Annotated in this window: 13 protein-coding genes and 1 pseudogene; 3 read left to right on the top strand and 11 right to left on the bottom strand. The window is 71.3% G+C overall.

Going from position 1 to position 15,333, the window contains the following annotated elements; translation table 11 throughout:
• A pseudogene (locus JNL41_RS09440) lies at positions 1 to 268 on the top strand (M3 family metallopeptidase); the annotation flags it as partial.
• A 139-nt stretch (positions 269 to 407) separates the two neighbouring features.
• On the opposite strand, the gene JNL41_RS09435 reads toward JNL41_RS09440, so the two are convergent.
• Genes JNL41_RS09435 through JNL41_RS09425 form a run of 3 tightly spaced genes read right to left on the bottom strand, consistent with a single transcriptional unit; the run spans position 408 to position 2,496 of the window.
• The gene (locus JNL41_RS09435; protein ID WP_293474307.1) at positions 408 to 1,268 is read right to left on the bottom strand and encodes a hypothetical protein; all 861 of its coding nucleotides are present in this window, start codon (positions 1,266 to 1,268) and stop codon (positions 408 to 410) included.
• On the bottom strand, positions 1,265 to 2,134 hold the full coding sequence (locus JNL41_RS09430; protein WP_293474305.1) for an ABC transporter ATP-binding protein: 870 nt from the start codon (positions 2,132 to 2,134) through the stop codon (positions 1,265 to 1,267). The genes JNL41_RS09435 and JNL41_RS09430 overlap by 4 nt, the downstream gene beginning before the upstream one ends.
• A gap of 2 nt (positions 2,135 to 2,136) precedes the next feature.
• Positions 2,137 to 2,496, bottom strand: a complete 360-nt coding sequence (locus tag JNL41_RS09425; RefSeq protein WP_293474303.1) for a GntR family transcriptional regulator — start codon at positions 2,494 to 2,496, stop codon at positions 2,137 to 2,139.
• Positions 2,497 to 2,643: 147 nt separating this feature from the next.
• Here JNL41_RS09425 and JNL41_RS09420 point away from each other — a divergent pair, with 147 nt between their 5' ends.
• Positions 2,644 to 3,756 (top strand): AraC family transcriptional regulator, encoded by a 1,113-nt coding sequence (locus JNL41_RS09420; protein ID WP_293474301.1) that lies wholly within the window; start codon positions 2,644 to 2,646, stop codon positions 3,754 to 3,756.
• Here JNL41_RS09420 and JNL41_RS09415 read toward each other — a convergent pair.
• From JNL41_RS09415 to JNL41_RS09405, 3 genes are read right to left on the bottom strand one after another with little or no spacing between them, the layout of a single operon-like run.
• Entirely contained in the window at positions 3,716 to 5,350 is a 1,635-nt protein-coding gene (locus tag JNL41_RS09415; RefSeq protein ID WP_293474299.1) for an EAL domain-containing protein, read from the bottom strand. The two genes, JNL41_RS09420 and JNL41_RS09415, sit on opposite strands and share 41 nt — an antisense overlap.
• Positions 5,351 to 5,404: 54 nt before the next feature.
• Positions 5,405 to 5,878 (bottom strand): GFA family protein, encoded by a 474-nt coding sequence (locus JNL41_RS09410; protein WP_293474297.1) that lies wholly within the window; start codon positions 5,876 to 5,878, stop codon positions 5,405 to 5,407.
• On the bottom strand, positions 5,878 to 6,951 hold the full coding sequence (locus tag JNL41_RS09405) for a hypothetical protein (RefSeq protein WP_293474295.1): 1,074 nt from the start codon (positions 6,949 to 6,951) through the stop codon (positions 5,878 to 5,880). Before JNL41_RS09405 ends, JNL41_RS09410 begins: the two co-directional genes overlap by 1 nt.
• A 149-nt stretch (positions 6,952 to 7,100) precedes the next feature.
• Here JNL41_RS09405 and lepB point away from each other — a divergent pair, with 149 nt between their 5' ends.
• Positions 7,101 to 7,865, top strand: a complete 765-nt coding sequence (gene lepB, locus JNL41_RS09400) for a signal peptidase I (protein ID WP_293474293.1) — start codon at positions 7,101 to 7,103, stop codon at positions 7,863 to 7,865.
• A gap of 117 nt (positions 7,866 to 7,982) precedes the next feature.
• Here lepB and JNL41_RS09395 read toward each other — a convergent pair whose 3' ends face one another.
• The 5 genes from JNL41_RS09395 to JNL41_RS09375 all read right to left on the bottom strand — a co-directional run bounded on the left by JNL41_RS09395 (position 7,983) and on the right by JNL41_RS09375 (position 15,260).
• Positions 7,983 to 8,360 carry an EF-hand domain-containing protein gene (locus tag JNL41_RS09395; protein WP_293474291.1) on the bottom strand — a complete coding sequence of 126 codons (378 nt, stop codon included), beginning with the start codon at positions 8,358 to 8,360 and terminating at the stop codon, positions 7,983 to 7,985.
• Positions 8,361 to 8,444: 84 nt separating this feature from the next.
• On the bottom strand, positions 8,445 to 9,203 hold the full coding sequence (locus JNL41_RS09390; RefSeq protein ID WP_293474289.1) for an aldolase/citrate lyase family protein: 759 nt from the start codon (positions 9,201 to 9,203) through the stop codon (positions 8,445 to 8,447).
• Positions 9,204 to 9,306: 103 nt separating this feature from the next.
• Positions 9,307 to 9,699 carry a response regulator gene (locus tag JNL41_RS09385; protein WP_293474287.1) on the bottom strand — a complete coding sequence of 131 codons (393 nt, stop codon included), beginning with the start codon at positions 9,697 to 9,699 and terminating at the stop codon, positions 9,307 to 9,309.
• Positions 9,700 to 9,758: 59 nt separating this feature from the next.
• Positions 9,759 to 12,266: an ATP-binding protein gene (locus JNL41_RS09380; RefSeq protein ID WP_293474285.1), complete on the bottom strand. Its 2,508-nt coding sequence runs from the start codon at positions 12,264 to 12,266 to the stop codon at positions 9,759 to 9,761.
• A 135-nt stretch (positions 12,267 to 12,401) separates the two neighbouring features.
• Positions 12,402 to 15,260 (bottom strand): S8 family peptidase, encoded by a 2,859-nt coding sequence (locus JNL41_RS09375; protein WP_293474283.1) that lies wholly within the window; start codon positions 15,258 to 15,260, stop codon positions 12,402 to 12,404.
• Positions 15,261 to 15,333: the final 73 nt, after the last annotated feature.

Genomic DNA, 15,333 nt, shown 5'->3' with positions numbered 1-15,333 from the left:
GGCCTACATCAGCCACTTCGTCCACGCGCCGTTCTACGTCTACGCCTATGCGTTCGGCGACCTGCTGGTCCGCGCCCTGATGGAGAAGCGGCGCGAGGACCCGAAGGCCTTCGCGCCGGTCTACGAGAAGCTGCTCAGCGCTGGCGGAACCAGGACCTACGTCGAGGCGCTGGCGCCCTTCGGCCTGGATCCCCGACGAAAGGAATTCTGGGCCGCCGGAACCCGGCAGCTCGAGCGGCTGGTCGACGAGTTCGAGTCGCTGGTCTGAGTGCTTCCACCGCTCATCCCCGACAACTGAAGCGTCATGGCCGGCCGTGCCGGACCATCCAGAAGCGCCGGCGTCGGCGGATGACCCGCAGCGTCGCCGCTCCAGTCGTCCAACGCGTCGCCCGGGACCGCCCGCCGCGCTAGAGCGGGTCCTGGCGGCGGCGCAGCCACACGCAGCCGGCCAGGAAGGCGGCGCCGACGGCGAGCCCGGCCCAGAAGCTCGGGTCGCCGAAGAAGCGCATGGGGTCGATCTGGCTCAGCGAGGTGACGGTCATGTTCTTCTGGCCGGCCACGTTGTAGGCGCGATCGAAGCCGCCGAAGACGCGGTCGCCCACCACCCGGGCGATCGGCCCGCCGTCCTTGCCGGCCAGGACCATGAACTCGACCAGCATCAGCGCCAGCCACGGCCCGATGGCCCAGATGAAGGTCGCCCGCTTCGCCCAGGCCGAGACCAGCAGCAGCCAGCCGTAGAAGGGCAGGTCCCAGAGCGCGTTCATCGCCACGCCGTAGGGCAGCAGCACCCAGATCAGCGGCAGGCGCAGGTGGCTCCAGTAGACCGACAGGCTCTCGCCGCCGACGGCGACGACGAGCGTGCCCCAGGCCAGCATGATCGCCTGGGCGGCGAGCGCGATGGCCAGGACGATCAGCGGCTGGACCACCAGCGGGATCGCGGCCTTCGCGAGGACGGTCGTGGTGTCCGAGACCGGCAGCGACTTCCAGAACAGGAGGCTGCGGTCGCGTCGGTCGTTGTGGAGCGCGCCCAGCGCGTAGAAGACCGCCACGAAGAAGCTGATCATGAAGACGGCGCCTGCGGCGACCGCATAGGGGAGCCGGAGCTGCTCGCCGGTCTTCGCCACCGCCACGCCGTGCGGGAGGGTGAAGGAGGTGACGAAATAGGCCAGCAGCACGAAGGCCTCGACGGCCAGCGGCGCGATCCACAGCGCGCGGTGCTCCCAGAGCTCGCGGCGGATCGACCAGTAGAGGGGACGCACCCGGTTCATGCCGCGGTCTCCGCCCGCACGACCGGGCCCATCAGGGCGACGAAGAGGTCGGCGAGCCCCGCCGCGCGCACCTCGCCGAACGCCGCCAGTTGCGCCCGCGGCACGCCGTCGAAGAGCAGGATCGAGCGGCCGAACACCTGCCGCTCGTGCAACGGGCGCAGCGCCCGCGCCGCGGCCGCCTGGTCGGGGCCGACCATCGCCTCGAGGTAGCGTTCCTCCAGGGCTTCCATGCTGGCGGCGAGGACGACCTTGCCGTGGTTCAGGAACACCACGTCGGTCAGGATGTGCTGGATCTCCTCGACCTGATGGGTCGAGACCAGGATCGCCCGGTCGCTCTCGAACCAGTCGTTCAGCAGGCTGTCGTAGAAGGCCTTGCGGTAGAGCAGGTCGAGGCCGAGCGTCGGCTCGTCGAGCACTAGCAGCTTCGCGTCGATGGCCATCACCAGCGCCAGGTGCAACTGGGTGACCATGCCCTTGGAGAGCTCGCGCACGCGGCTGGTCCGCTTGAGGTCGGTGCGGTCGAGGAAGGCCTCGGCCTTGGCGCGGTCGAAGCGCGGGTGGACGCCGGCCACGTAATCCAGCGCCTGGCTCACCCGCAGCCAGCGCGGCAGCACCGCCACGTCGGCGATGAACGAGACCTCGCGCATCAGCCGGTCGCGCTGCGTCCAGGGATCCAGCCCCAGCACGGCCAGCCGCCCGTCGCTGGGCGCCAGGCCCAGGATGGCGTTCATCGCCGTCGACTTGCCCGCGCCGTTGCGGCCGATCAGTCCCACGATCCGCCCCGGCTCGATGGTCAGGTCCACGCCGTCCAGGGCGATCGTCGTCTTGAAGCTCTTCCGCAGGCCCCGTGCCTCGATGACCGCCATGATCAGCTCTCCTTCCCGGGCGCCAGCAGGTCGGCCGCATCGAGGCCCAGCCGCTGGATCGTCGCCCGGATCGCGGGCCATTGGTCGTTCAGGAACCGCTCGCGCTCGGCCCGCAGCAGGATCTCGCGCGCGCCGGCGGCCACGAACATGCCCAGGCCGCGCCGTTTCTCGACCAGCCGGTCGTCGTCGAGCTGCTGGTAGGCCTTCATCACCGTCAGCGGGTTCACCCGCGACTCCGCCGCCACCTGCCGCACGGACGGGACCGGGTCGCCCTCCCTGAGCAGCCCGTCGAGGATCATCGCCACCACCCGGTCGCGGATCTGCCGATAGATCGGCTGACTGTCGTTCCACTCGGGGTCCATGTCGTCCTGGCGCTGAGGCCGACCCCCGCGAGAGCCGTCCGCGAATCTTCTTGATTGGTGTTATACCACACTATAACACTATGTCGCATAGAAGTTGTCCGCCCTCTCGGGTGGACGGCAGGTTCAGCCAGCAAGGGGCCGCTGGGCATGACGGCGCAGCTCAAAATCATGACCGACGGTTGCAGGGCGCTCGGCCCGGCGCCGCAGCTCACCATCGAGGCCGGCATCGCCCGTGGCCTGATGAAGTTCGCGCTCGCCCGCGGCGCCAGCCCCGCCGAGCTGGCCCGCCGCGCCGGCCTCGACCCGGCCGATCTCGACGACCCCGACAGGCGCGTGCCGTTCGAGCGCTACGTCGTCCTGATGCGCGCGGCCAAGGCGCTGACGGGCGACCCGGCGCTGGCCCTGCACTATGCCGAGCACGTCGACTTCTCGGAGATCTCGGTCGTGGGGCTGCTCACCCTCGCGTCGGAGACGATGCTGGAGGCCTTCGCGCAGATGAACCGCTACGGCCGCCTGGCCGTGGAGGTCGAGGGCGTCGGCGCGGGCGACCGCTTCGAGGTCACGCGCGAGCGCGACGGCCTGTGGGTCACCGACCTGCGGCGGAACCCCAACGCCTTCCCCGAGCTCACCGAGACCACCTTCGGCCGCATGGCCTGGGGCCCGCGCCAGTTCGGCAGGACGCCGTTCGTGCTGGAGGCCCAGGTGACCCACGACGACCCCGGCTACGGCGCCGAGTACGCCCGCATCTTCGGCGTGCCGGTGACCTTCGGCGCGCCGCGCAACGCGCTCCGCGTCGATCCGGCGTGGTCGAGCCAGCGCGTCGCCGCCATGCCGCGCTACGTCTTCGGCGTCCTCTCCGAGCGGGCCGACAACCTCCTGAAGACGCTGGAGGACACCAAGTCCGCCCGTGGCCGTATCGAGAGCCTGCTGATGCCGAAACTGCACACCGGCGAGGCCTGCATGGACGCCGTCGCGCGCCAGATGGGCCTCTCGCGCCAGACCCTGTTCCGCCGTCTCAAGGCCGAGGGCGTCACGTTCGAGGGCCTGCTGGACGATCTGCGCCGCCGCCTCTCCGAGCACTACCTGTCGGGCCGCAGGGTGTCGGTGAACGAGACGGCCTACCTCGTCGGCTTCTCGGACCCGGCGGCCTTCTCGCGGGCGTTCAAGCGCTGGACGGGCGTCAGCCCCCGGGCGTGGCGCCAGACCGTCCAGCCTCCGCTCACCCCCAGCTCTCCACCTCGCCCCGGCGGCGCGCGATGATCGGGGCCTTCTTCTGCGCGAAGACCGGCTTCGGCGCGGGCTTGCCGAACAGCCAGCCCTGGCCCAGGCCGATGCCCATCGCCTGGATCTTCCGCGCCGCGTCCTCGGTCTCGATCATCTCGGCGACGGTCTCGACGCCCAGCTCGGCGCACATCTCGGCCAGCCGCTTCAGCATCACCGCGTCGCGCGGCCGCGAGTCCAGCCCCTGCACGAACTTGCCGTCGAACTTCACCACGTCGGCCTCGAGCTGGCGCAGGTAGTCGAGCGAGGCCGAGCCGGCGCCGAAGTCGTCGAGGCAGACCTCGTGGCCGGCCCTGCGCAGCGCCTGGATGCGCGCGTTCGCCGCGTCGAGGTCGCCGAGCGCGTGGCTCTCGGTGAGCTCCAGCAGCAGCCGCGGACGCAGGCTCGGCCGCGTCTCGCTGACCCGGATCACGGCTTCCACGAAGCCCGGCTGCGCCAGGGAGAAGGCGCTCACGTTGGCGGCGATGCGCACCTCGGCCGGCGTCTCGGCCAGCATGGCGGCCACCGTCTTGACGACCGTGAGGTCGAGTTCGACGACGAGGCCGAGTTCCTCGGCCAGCTTGATGGTCTCGGCCGGGCCGCCGCCGCCTTCGAAGCGCGTCAGGGCCTCGTAGTGGTGCAGCTCGCGCGTCCTGAGGTCGACGACGGGCTGGTAGACCAGCTCGAACTTCTCGGCGCGGATCAGGTCCTTGAAGCGGGCCGACTCGGTGACGGTCTGGCGCAGCGCCGCCTCGAAGCTCTTCGCCGCCGCGTCCGGCCCTTCCTCCAGGCAGCGGTCCAGGGCGTAGCGGATCGCGCGCAGGGTCTCGGCGGGCGAGGCGGGGTCGAGCGACAGTTCGCCGGTCTTCACCTGCACGCCCGGACCGGCCAGTTCGCGGATGCGCTCGGCCAGCGCCTCGACGTTGGCCTGGCCCGACCGCAGCATGGCGAAGCGGTCGGCCCCCAGGCCCGCCGCGGGCACGCCGCCGTGCGAGGCGGCCTGCAGGGTGGCCGCCAGCTTCCGCTTGGTGGCCTCGGCGACCTCCGGCTCCATGCCCGCCAGCGCGACGGCGAGGCCGGCCACTTCCAGCAGGTCGACGCTGAGCGCGCCGCCGGTCTTCCCGGCCTGCTTCATCAGCCCGGCGGCGGCGGCCTCGAAGTCCTCGCGCGCGGCCAGGCCCGAGGCGTCGGTCTTCACCTCGGAGACCGGCGGCTGCCAGAGGCTGAAGGCGGCGGCGATGCCCGGCCGCTGCGGCATCTGGAAGAGCGAGATCGTGACGGGCTGGCGGCCCTTCGCCCCGGTCAGCGCGATCCTGAACGGACCGCGGCGCTCGCCCGGGCGGATGCCGCCGATCGCGGCGTCGACCAGTTCGGCGTCGGCGGCGTCGACGAACTCGCGCCAGGGCCGGCCCAGCAGCGTCTCGGCGCCGCGGCCCAGCAGGCGGCCCGCCGCGCCCGTCGCGAAGGCCACGCGTCCGCCGGCGCCGATCTCCATGACCATGTCGGCGCTCGCGAACACGAACGCGAGCAACTGCAGCGCATTGGGCCCCGCCGGGGCCTTCGCTGGAGCCGATGCCGTCGCCGCTTGCGCCATGGAATAGCATTAGCCGGCAAGAGGTTACCGGTCGGTGAGGCGCCTTCCCGACATTCAGAACATCGGCTCGGGCGGCTTCTTCTTCCTGCGCGGCGGCGCCCAGAGCACGCCGGGGTAGCCCTTGAGCGGCTTCAGCGCTTCGCCGCGCCAGGTCCATTCGGCGGCCTCGGGCATGTTCATGTGATAGCGCGGCTCGCGGCCGGTGCGCTCGGCGAAGAGGGCGCGGGGCACGTTGACCATCTGCGGCGAGCGGGCGCGTTCGTAGGCGATGGGCGTGCCGCAGCGCGCGCAGAAGCTGCGGACGCTCCCTTCGTCCTCGTCGGCGTAGCGGGTGAGATGCTCCTCGCCCCCGACGACGGCGAAGCGGCTGCGCCAGCAGCCGACGTAGGTGACGTAGGCCGCGCCCTGGGCGTGGCGGCTGCGCCGGGCGTGGTCGTGCCAGGCCCAGCGGGCCGGGACGCCGATCTCGATCTCCACCGCGCCGCAGACGCAGCCGCCCCGGGCCGTGCGCCCCTCCGGACCGCGCATCAGGCGACGCCCAGCCAGTCGAGGACCGCGGCGCCCGCCTCGCGCGGGTAGGTGTGGGCGAGGTCGGGGATCTCCAGGTAGGTCACCGCCGCCCCGGCCGCCCGCAGCGCCTGCGCCGCCTCGCGCGCCATGCCGACGTCGAACATCCAGTCCAGCGCCCCGTGGGTGATGTGGATCGGCAGCCCCTGCAGCCGCTCGCGGTCGGCATAGCCGGCCATCACCGGATGGAACGCCGCCGACGTGGGCGCGAGGTGCGTGAACGGCGAGCCGGGTTCGAGCCCGCTCACGTAGCTGAAGGTGCCGCCGTCGCTCATGCCGCCCAGCAGCAGGCGCGTCTCGTCCACGCTCCAGTGGGTGCGGACGAGGTCGAGGATGCGGTGCAGGTTGGGCGTGTCGGCGTCGCCGCCCTGGATGGCCCAGGTGCGGCCGACGGCGGTGGGCGCGACCACGATCGCGCCGCGCGACCGGGCCTCGCGCACCCAGCTCCACAGGAAGGCGCGGCCGTTGCCCGAGCCGCCGTGCAGGGCGAACACGACCGGCCAGGCCAGGGCGGCGTCGTAGTACTCCGGCACGTAGATCGAGAACGCGCCGCGTCCCCCCGGCTCGCCGCCGCCGTGGATCACGCCGGTGGTCTCGCTCTCGGGCGCCTCGGCCAGGCGCTTGCCCAGTTCGGCGTCGTCGCGCCGGTCGGGGTCGAGGAAGAACCGGCTCACCGGCGGCAGGCCGCGGGCCAGCGGATACAGCGCCTCCTGCGCCCGCGGGCCGTGGCGCAGGGCGCGGAAGACGGCGGTGAGCCCGTCCGCCTGGTCGGGCGCCGCGCGCAGTTCGGCATAGGCGGCGAGCGTCGCGTCGGCGGCGGTCGCGAGCGCCGTCCCCACCGGCGCCATCGCGGCGGGCCAGGCGTCGAGCCGCGCGCGCTCGGCGGCCAGCGCGGCGTCGGGCTCGCCGACCGCCGCCATCAGCTCGCCGAACTGCGAGGGGTCGAAGTAGCGCGCGACGAAGCCCAGCCGGTCCACGGCCTGGAGCAGCGGCGGCAGCAGCGCCACGATGTCGTCGAGTTCGCGCTCTTCCACCTGATCCCCGTGAGCTTCGCCCTGAGGTTAGGGACCTGCGCGAGCGTTGGCCATGGCGCTCCGCAGGTTGCGTCCCGACGGCGCAGGCGGCGTGTCCGGACAAGACTTCGATTGCCGTGCGGGCCCGACCGGCGGCATGGGTGGCGGCCATGACCGACACGACCGACAAGCCGCCGCCCAAGTCCTTCCGCGAGGAGGTCGTCGACAGCGCCAAGACCATCGGCCTGGGCCTGCTCCTGGCCCTCGTCCTGCGCGTGGTGCTGTTCGAGCCCTTCACCATCCCGTCGGCCTCGATGGAGCCCGGCCTGCTGGTGGGCGACTACGTGATCGCCACCAAGTGGGACTACGGCTGGAGCCGCGCCTCGATCCCGTTCAACCTGCCGCTGTTCAAGGGCCGGGTGTTCGAGCAGGCGCCGGAACGCGGCGACGTTGTGGTCTTCAAGCTGCCGAGCAACCCGCAGGTGACCTACGTGAAGCGCCTCATCGGCCTGCCGGGCGACCGGGTGCAGGTGAGCGACAGCATGGTCTACGTGAACGGCAAGCCGATCCCTCGGACCCCGCAAGGCGACGCCTACGATCCCGACGCCGACATCACCGTGGCGCAGTACGCCGAGACCAACGCGCGCGGACACCGCTACATGACCTTCGACCGCGGCCCCAGCGAGCCGCTGGACAACACCGAGGTCTTCGTCGTGCCCGAGGGCCACTACTTCATGATGGGCGACAACCGCGACAACTCGTCCGACAGCCGCGTGCCGCCGGCCATGCACGGCGTCGGCTTCGTGCCGGCCGAGAACCTGATCGGCCGGCCCCGCTTCGTCCTCGCCTCATGGAAGGGCGGCGCCGAGATCTTCAAGCCCTGGACCTGGGTGATGCGCTTCGACCCCGGCCGCCTGCTGAAGCCCGTCGGCTAGGTCCAACCCGACAACCCCGCTCATCCCCGCGCATGCGGGGACCCGGGCTTGCTTCCTCCCCGCGCCGCGGCGGCCACCGCTCCCTTGAGGGAAGTCCGGGTCCCCGCACGAGCGGATTCAGCGGCCGCGGTATTCGGCGAAGCTGATCGCGCCGTCGCCGTCGGTGTCGAGGGCGCGGAGTTCCGCCGCGCCGAGGCGGCCGTCGTGGTCGGTGTCCAGGCGGGCGAACTCGCCCGCGGCGGCCGGATGCGCCAGGGCCGGCGCGGCGACCGCGCCGACGGCGGCGGCCCCGACCGTGGCGGCGATGATCCCGCCGGCGACCAGGCGCCAGCCGCGCCGGCCGATGCGCGGCGCAGGCGGGGCGATCTCGCGCTCGATGAAGCCGCGGAGCGCCTCGCTGGCGGACACGCCCTCGTCCTGGCAGCGCGCCATGAAGGCGAGCTTGGTCGGGTAGGGCAGGCGGATCTCGAGCGTCTCGCTCTTCTTCAGCTTCATGGCGTCTTCGCTTCGTGGCTGCGTGACGGATACCGGGTTCGGCCCCGATGGCCAGGATAATACTGTCCGGACAAGGGCGCGGCTTCAGCCCTTGCGCATCTCGATCACCTCGCGGCGGCCGCCCATCAGGTAGCGCATGTCGGAGCCGACGGTGACCAGGTCGAAGCCGCGGGCGATCATCTGCTTCGAATAGGCGGCGCTGTTGGTGTGGACGCCGGTCCGGATGCCTGCGGCCTTCGTGGCGGCGAGGATGCGGTCGAACGCGGCCAGGACCTTCGGGTCGTCGCTGTCCTGGCGCGGCTCGCCGCCCAGCGAGAGCGAGAGGTCCGAGGGGCCGATGTAGATGCCGTCGAGGCCGGGGACCGCGCAGATCGCCGCGGCGTTCGCCAGGCCCTCGGCGGTCTCGATCATCGCGAAGGTGACGATCTCGGCGTTGGCGTTCTCCGCGTAGTCGCCGCCATAGATCATCGCCGGGCGGGTCGGGCCGTAGCTGCGGAAGCCGTCGGGCGGATAGCGGCAGGCGCGCACGAAGCTCTCGCATTCGGCGGCCGTCGAGATCATCGGGCAGATGATCCCGAGCGCGCCGGCGTCCAGCGCCTTCATGATGTCGCCGGGCGCGTTCCAGGGCACGCGGACCATCGGGACGGCGTCGCTGGCGCGCAGCGCCTGCACCATCGCCAGGACGTCGGAATAGCCGATCAGGCCGTGCTGCTGGTCGATGGTGACCGCGTCCCAGCCCTGCGCGCCCACGGCTTCGGCGTGCAGCGGGCCGGGCAGGCCGAGCCAGCAGTTGAGGGCGGCCCTGCCGTCCGCCCAGATCTCTTTGAGGCGATTGGTGCGCATGGCCCAAGGCGTAGGGCGCGGTCGGCAAAAGGGGAAGCCGGTTTTGCGCCGGGGAGTGCGCCGTGCTCGGATCGGCGCCGGCGGCGCGGCGCGCGCAGGGCCGTCAGGCCACCAGGATGTCGCCGCCGCTGCGGTTGGCGAGGATCTGGCCGATGGCGTCGAAGAGCGCGGTCATCGAGACGGGTTTCAGCAGCACCCCGTCGGCGCCCGCGGCCATGCAGTCGGCCTCGATGGTGGAACCGGCGTCGGCCGTGACCACGATCACCGGCAGGGTCGCCTTGGCGTCGCCGCGCCGCCGCATCTCGCGGATCGCGGTGATGCCGTCCATCCCGGGCATCCGCAGGTCCATCAGGATCAGGTCGAAGTCGTAGTCCGCGATCATCTGGAGGCCCGCGGCGCCGTCGGGCGCCTCCGCCATCTCGATCTCGCCCGCGCGCAGCATCTCCTTCACGACGCGGCGGTTGATCTCGTTATCCTCGACGAACAAGACCCGCATTGGGTGGCTCCGGACGCCGGCCCCCCGCCGACGCTACGCCCGAACCTATCGCCGACAGCTTAAGCTAACATTGATCGCGCAGGGGAATCCGCGCTCGGCGATTGCCGTTCGGCGAAGCCCGCCTTGAGCGCGGCGGACAGCGCGGGGGCCGCGATGGGCTTGCGGATCACCTGGGCCGCGCCGGCGGCGGCGAGCAGGGCGGCCTCGGCGTCGTCGCCGGGGGTCAGGACCACGACGGCGGCGGGTCCGGTCTTGCCGCAGAGCGTCCTGAGCGCGCCGGCGCGCGCGTCCGGGGCCGCGCCCAGCGCCGCGGCGTCGCAGAGGATCAGGTCGAACCGGCCCTGGGCGGCGTCGGCCGGGGCGGCCACGGCCTCGACGGCGCGCACCTGCGGCGTCAGGACGGCGCGCAGCACGGCCTGGGTCAGCGGATTGGCGTCGACCAGCAGCACGCTGGCGTCGGCGAACGTCTCGGCGGCCGGCGCGTCGGGCGCGGCGGCCCGGGCCCTGGGCTCGGCGGGGCGGTTGAGCGCGATCCGCACGGTGAAGGTGGAGCCCTTGCCCAGCGTGCTCTCCACCGCGATGTCGCCGCCCATGGCGCGGGCCAGGTTGCGGCAGATCGCGAGGCCGAGACCCGTGCCCTCGTAGTTGCGGGTGATCGAGCCGTCGACCTGGCGGAAGGCCTCGAAGACGTCCTCCTGCCGCTCCTTCGGGATGCCGATGCCGCTGTCGCTGACCGCCAGCACGAGCTGGTCGCCCTCGGCCCGCACGGCGAGCGTGACGGCGCCCTGATGCGTGAACTTGATGGCGTTGGACATCAGGTTGAACAGGATCTGCCGCAGGCGTCCGGCGTCGGCGAGGATCCTGGTCGGCGCGCGGTGGATGTCGAGGGTGAGCGCGATGCCCTTGGCGTCGGCCTTCTCGGCCCAGAGGCGCGCGGTGTCGTCGCACAGCTTCTTCAGGTCCATCTCGGCCGGCGAGATGATCATCTTGCCCGTCTCGATCTTCGAGAGGTCCAGGATGTCGTCGACCAGCGCGCGCATGGTCTCGCCCGAGCCGTGGACCAGGGCGACCTTGTCCTTCAGGTCGGCGTCGAGGCGCGGGTCGGCGAGGATCACCTGGGTCATGCCCAGGATGCCGTTCAGCGGCGTGCGGATCTCGTGGCTGGTGGTGGCCAGGAACTCGGTCCGCGCCTGCACCGCCTTCTCCAGCGCGGTGTTGGCGCTCGAGAGCTTGCCGTTGGCGTCGCGCACCTGGTTGCGGCTGCGCCGGATCGACAGGAACGCGCCCAGCAGCAGGACGCCCACCAGCACCGAGCCGGCCAGCAGGACGTTGGTGATGACGCCGCGGGTGCGGGCGAGCTCGACGTCCTTCTGCAACTGCGTCGCCTTGAGGCTCGCGATGCGCGAGGCCTGGTTGGCGTAGTCGAACTGCGCCGACATCAGGGCGGCGTTGGTCGAGGCGGCCAGGTCGCGGGCCTGGTCGTCGAGGCGCTTGAAGGCCTTCAGGTGCGCCAGCGCCAGATGCTCCTGGCCGAGCGCGAGGTAGGCCTTGTAGGCGGTCTCGTGGAAGTCCCGCTCGATGAGCGAGGTGGCTTCGAGATCGACGCCGGCGAAGGTGCGCTCGATCAGGTCGGCGGCGCCGCGGGCGTTGCCGCGGGCGAGCTGGAGCTTGGCCGCGACGCCCCAGACGCCGGGCAGGCTCTCGCGCGCGGCCGGGTCGCCGTTGGCGAGCCGTTCGGCCTCGGCGATGTGGCGCTGGGCGGCGTCGAGCCTGCCGTGCTCGACCTCGGTGGCGGCGAGGTTGGCCACCACGTTGCTCTCGATCAGCGGGCTCTTCAGTTCGCGCGCCACCGCGCGGGCGCGCTCGAACTCGGCCTCGGCCTCGGCGTACTTCTTCTGCTCGCGCAGCGCGTTGCCGATGTTGTTCCGGGCGCTGACCGTCAGCGACGGGTCGCCGGCATAGAGGTCCGCGGCCTGGGCGTAGTACTGGAGCACCTTCGCGTAGTCGCGGGCGTCCTGGTAGATCGTGCCGATGTTCATCAGCGCGATGGCCTGGCTGCGCGCCTCCCGGGCCTTGCCGAAGATGCGGTAGGCCGCGTGGAAGTCGGTGAGCGCGGCCTGGACCTGACCCTCCGTGGCCAGCACGCCGGCCTGCGCCATCAGGAGGTCGCCGTGCAGCTTGGTGTCGGGCGAGGCCTTGGCGACGGCGGCGAGGCCGTCGCGGATCACGGGCTTGGCTTCCTCCAGGCGGTTCAGGCGCAGCAGGGCCTCGCCCTGCAGCCACTGGGCCGTGGCGATGTGCTCGATCCTGCGGACCCCGCTCTCGCGCCGGGCGGCCTCCAGCGCGGCCTGCGACTGGCGGAGCGCCGCCTGCGGATCGGCCATCATCGCCGACTTGGCGGCCTGGACCTTGGCGTCGAACGGGGTCGGCGCCTCGATGCTCGCGGCGTCCGGCGCGAAGGCGTGGGCGCCCGTCGCCGCTGCGAGGAGGGCCGCCGCCGCGGTGGCCATGGCGAGGTCTCTGAAGCGCATCTTTCCGCCCATGTCGGCGGCAAGGTTACCGGCCATCCCTTAAAGTGACGCTAAGGGGCGGATAGCGTGCCTTTCCCGCCTGCGACGGGAAAGGCAGGGCGACGCTGAAACGCGAAACGGCGCCGCCCTGTGGGTGGGCGACGCCGCTCCGCAGGTCTCTGTGGGGTGCTGCTAGAAGGCGATCCGGTAGCGGGCGCCGGTGACGTAGCTGTCCTCTTCGGCCCCCGTGCCCGGGTTCTGCGAGCCGGTCTCGACCCGGCCGAACAGCGCCACGTCGCCGTAGCCGCCGTTGATCGGCTTCAGGTACATGGCCTCGCCGGCGATGCGGCGCTTGCCCGAGATGTCGAAGCTCTGCGTCACGATGCCGATCTCGCCGGTCTGGCGGTCCACGACCTGGACCGTCTGGACGTCGAGCTTTCCCTTCTCCACGAACATCGGCTGCGACACCGACAGCGTGAAGCGATCGCCCTTGGCGAGCAGGTCGCCGGCCGCGAAGCCCACCTCGAACGACGAGGTGGTCAGGCCGCCCTTGCTGACCGCCAGCGACTGGCCGTCCGAGGCGCGGGTGCGGCCCATCGAGCCGGTGGCCATGAAGCTCAGCCTGTCGCTTGCCGCCCAGTTCACCGAGAGCGAGTAGCCGTCGGTAGTGGAGCCCTTGCGGAAGTCCTGCGGGTCGAACGACTGGATGCCGAGCAGGCCCCGGTCTTCGTTGAGGCGCGTCCACGAGCCGGTCAGCGTCAGGTCCGCGGTCGGCTTGTAGGCCAGGGCGAAGCGCTGGGCGTCGGCCGCGTAGGTCGCCGCCCCGTTGCCCACGACGCCCAGGGCGGGCTCGAGGTTGCGCTGGCGCTCCTGCTCGCGGCTCAGCATGCCGGCCGAGAACGAGAGCTGCGGCGCGATCTGGTAGTCCATGCCCGCGTACACGCCGCCCGAGGCCAGGCCCAGCAGCGGGTCGGCGCCGCCGCGGTCGATGTCGTAGGACCCGGCCGAGGCGAAGCCCGTGCTCCGGGCGAGCTGCGGGGCGCCGTCGCCGAAGCCGAAGACCATCTGGGTCTTCTCGCCGGCGATCTGGAAGCGCGACTGATAGGCCGGGCCCTCGTCGCGGTAGCCGTAGCGCGACTGGCGCGGGGCGACCGACATGGTCAGGTCCATGCCCCACGGGTTGGCGATCGCGTAGCTCTGGCTGGAGAAGCCGTTGGCGAAGGCGCCCTTGCCGCCGTTCTTCACCCAGGTGTCCATGCGGCTGAGCAGGTAGGCCTGGAACTGCTCCTGGCCGCCCAGGTAGGTGGTCACGTTCTGGCCGATCAGCTTGCTCGTCAGCGGGATCGCGAAGTCGCGCTGCGTCAGCAGGCCCAGCGGCTCGAAGGCGTAGAAGTAGGCGTCGGCGGTCGTCTTCCACGTCCCGTTCTGCACCTGCTTGTAGCGGGTGATCACGGCGTTGTTGGTCTGGGCCACGGCCTTGCCGTTCTGCACCGAGAACCACTTCAGGCTCGAGAAGCTGAGCGGCGACTGGCTGGCGGTCACGTCCAGCATGCCCACGCCGTAGACCGGGTCGATGCCGGGGGCGCCGAGGTCCTTGGCCGAGTCGAGGATGATCTTCGCGGTCTCGCCCGGGAAGTTGGCGAGCCACGGCCAGCGGTCGTGCAGCAGCGCGATGGCGCCCGAGACCAGCGGCGCGGCGAACGACGTGCCGCTCATGCGGGTCGTCCCGCCGGCGCCGTCGCTGACCAGGATCAGCTCGCCCGGCGCCACGATGAAGTGGTTCTTCAGCTTGTCGCCGAGGCACAGGCCCAGCCGCGTGAAGCACGCCTCGCCCGGCCGGTTCGAGAAGTTCGAGATCGCGCCCTCGACGTCCACCGAACCCACGATGATGACCGCGGGATTCAGCGGCTGGGGAAGCCACGAGACGTTGTCCGTCTGGGTCACGCCGTCGTTGCCGGCGGCGACCACGAACAGCGTGTTCTTCAGGATCTGCGTCGTGTAGCCGAGGTCGAGGAAGACGTTGCTCCAGCCCTTGTCGAAGGTGGAGCCCGGCACGCCCAGCGACATGTTGACGATGCTGGCGCCGTTGGCCTTCAGGGTCTTCACGCCGAGGGTGATGTCGTCCCAGTTGGCGGTGCCGGTCTCGTCGAACGGATTGTAGGCGACGACCTGGGCGTTGGGCGCGATGCCCATGACGCCGCGCCCGTCGTGATGGCCGACGATCAGCGAGCCGACGGCCGCGCCGTGGCCGTTGCTGAACTCCGACACGCCGCCCGAGATGATGATGTTGCCCGCGATCGACGCGTCGGTCGTGAAGCTCATGTCCAGGATGCCGATGCGGGTGTCGGCGCCGGAACCCTGCGTCTTGGTGAGCGAGGGCGTCCAGTTGATGGTCTTCATCCAGTGATCGACGTGGTCGGTCCCGGCGTAGTCCATCAGGGCGTCGTAGTATTCCAGGAAGATGTAGGCCATCTCGTCCTGGTTCAGGTTCGAGAAGGCGCTGGCGTCGCTGCCCTCGATGCCGCGCGCGGCCAGGAACGGCTTCAGGAAGCCTTCGGTGAAGGACTTGCCGGTCTTCGCCTGGATCGACGCGCCCCAGAACGCCTCGGAGTCGCTGAGGATCGTCGTGATCTTGCTGTCGATCAGCGCCTTGTCGGGCGCCGTCGAGATCGCGCTCGAGAAGGCGACCTGCCAGTCGCCGCCGGCCTTGGTCCAGAAGTCGCCGACCCTGGCGTACTCCGGCGCGTCGGCGCCCACGACCGGGTTCGAGGTGGCCCAGAAGGTCTTCAGGTCGCCGTAGAAGGCGCCCGTGTCGCCCCAGAACGGCCGCAGGTTGCCCCAGAAGGGCCGGAGGTTGCCGTAGAACGGGCGCAGGTTCCCATAGAAGGGCCGCAGGTTCCCGTAGAACGGCCGCAGGTTGCCGTAATACGGCTTCACCGGCCCCGCCGTGTTGCTGGTCGCCTGCGCCGCGGCCGGCGTCGCGTTCAGCGCCGCAGTGGCCAGCGCCGCCGCGGCGACGCTCATCAGCAGAGTGCTGTTCTTCCGCACCATTACCGTAGTCCCCCAACGGCGCTTCTGTGCCGCAGTGCGGAAAATGGCTCGAAAGCCCTTACGGAAGTGCAAA

The organism is Phenylobacterium sp. (assembly GCF_016793285.1).
In the GTDB taxonomy this organism is placed as follows: Bacteria; Pseudomonadota; Alphaproteobacteria; order Caulobacterales; family Caulobacteraceae; genus Phenylobacterium.
Note: the sequence above shows the minus strand (reverse complement) of the source record. Positions and strands in the feature narration are given on the sequence as shown.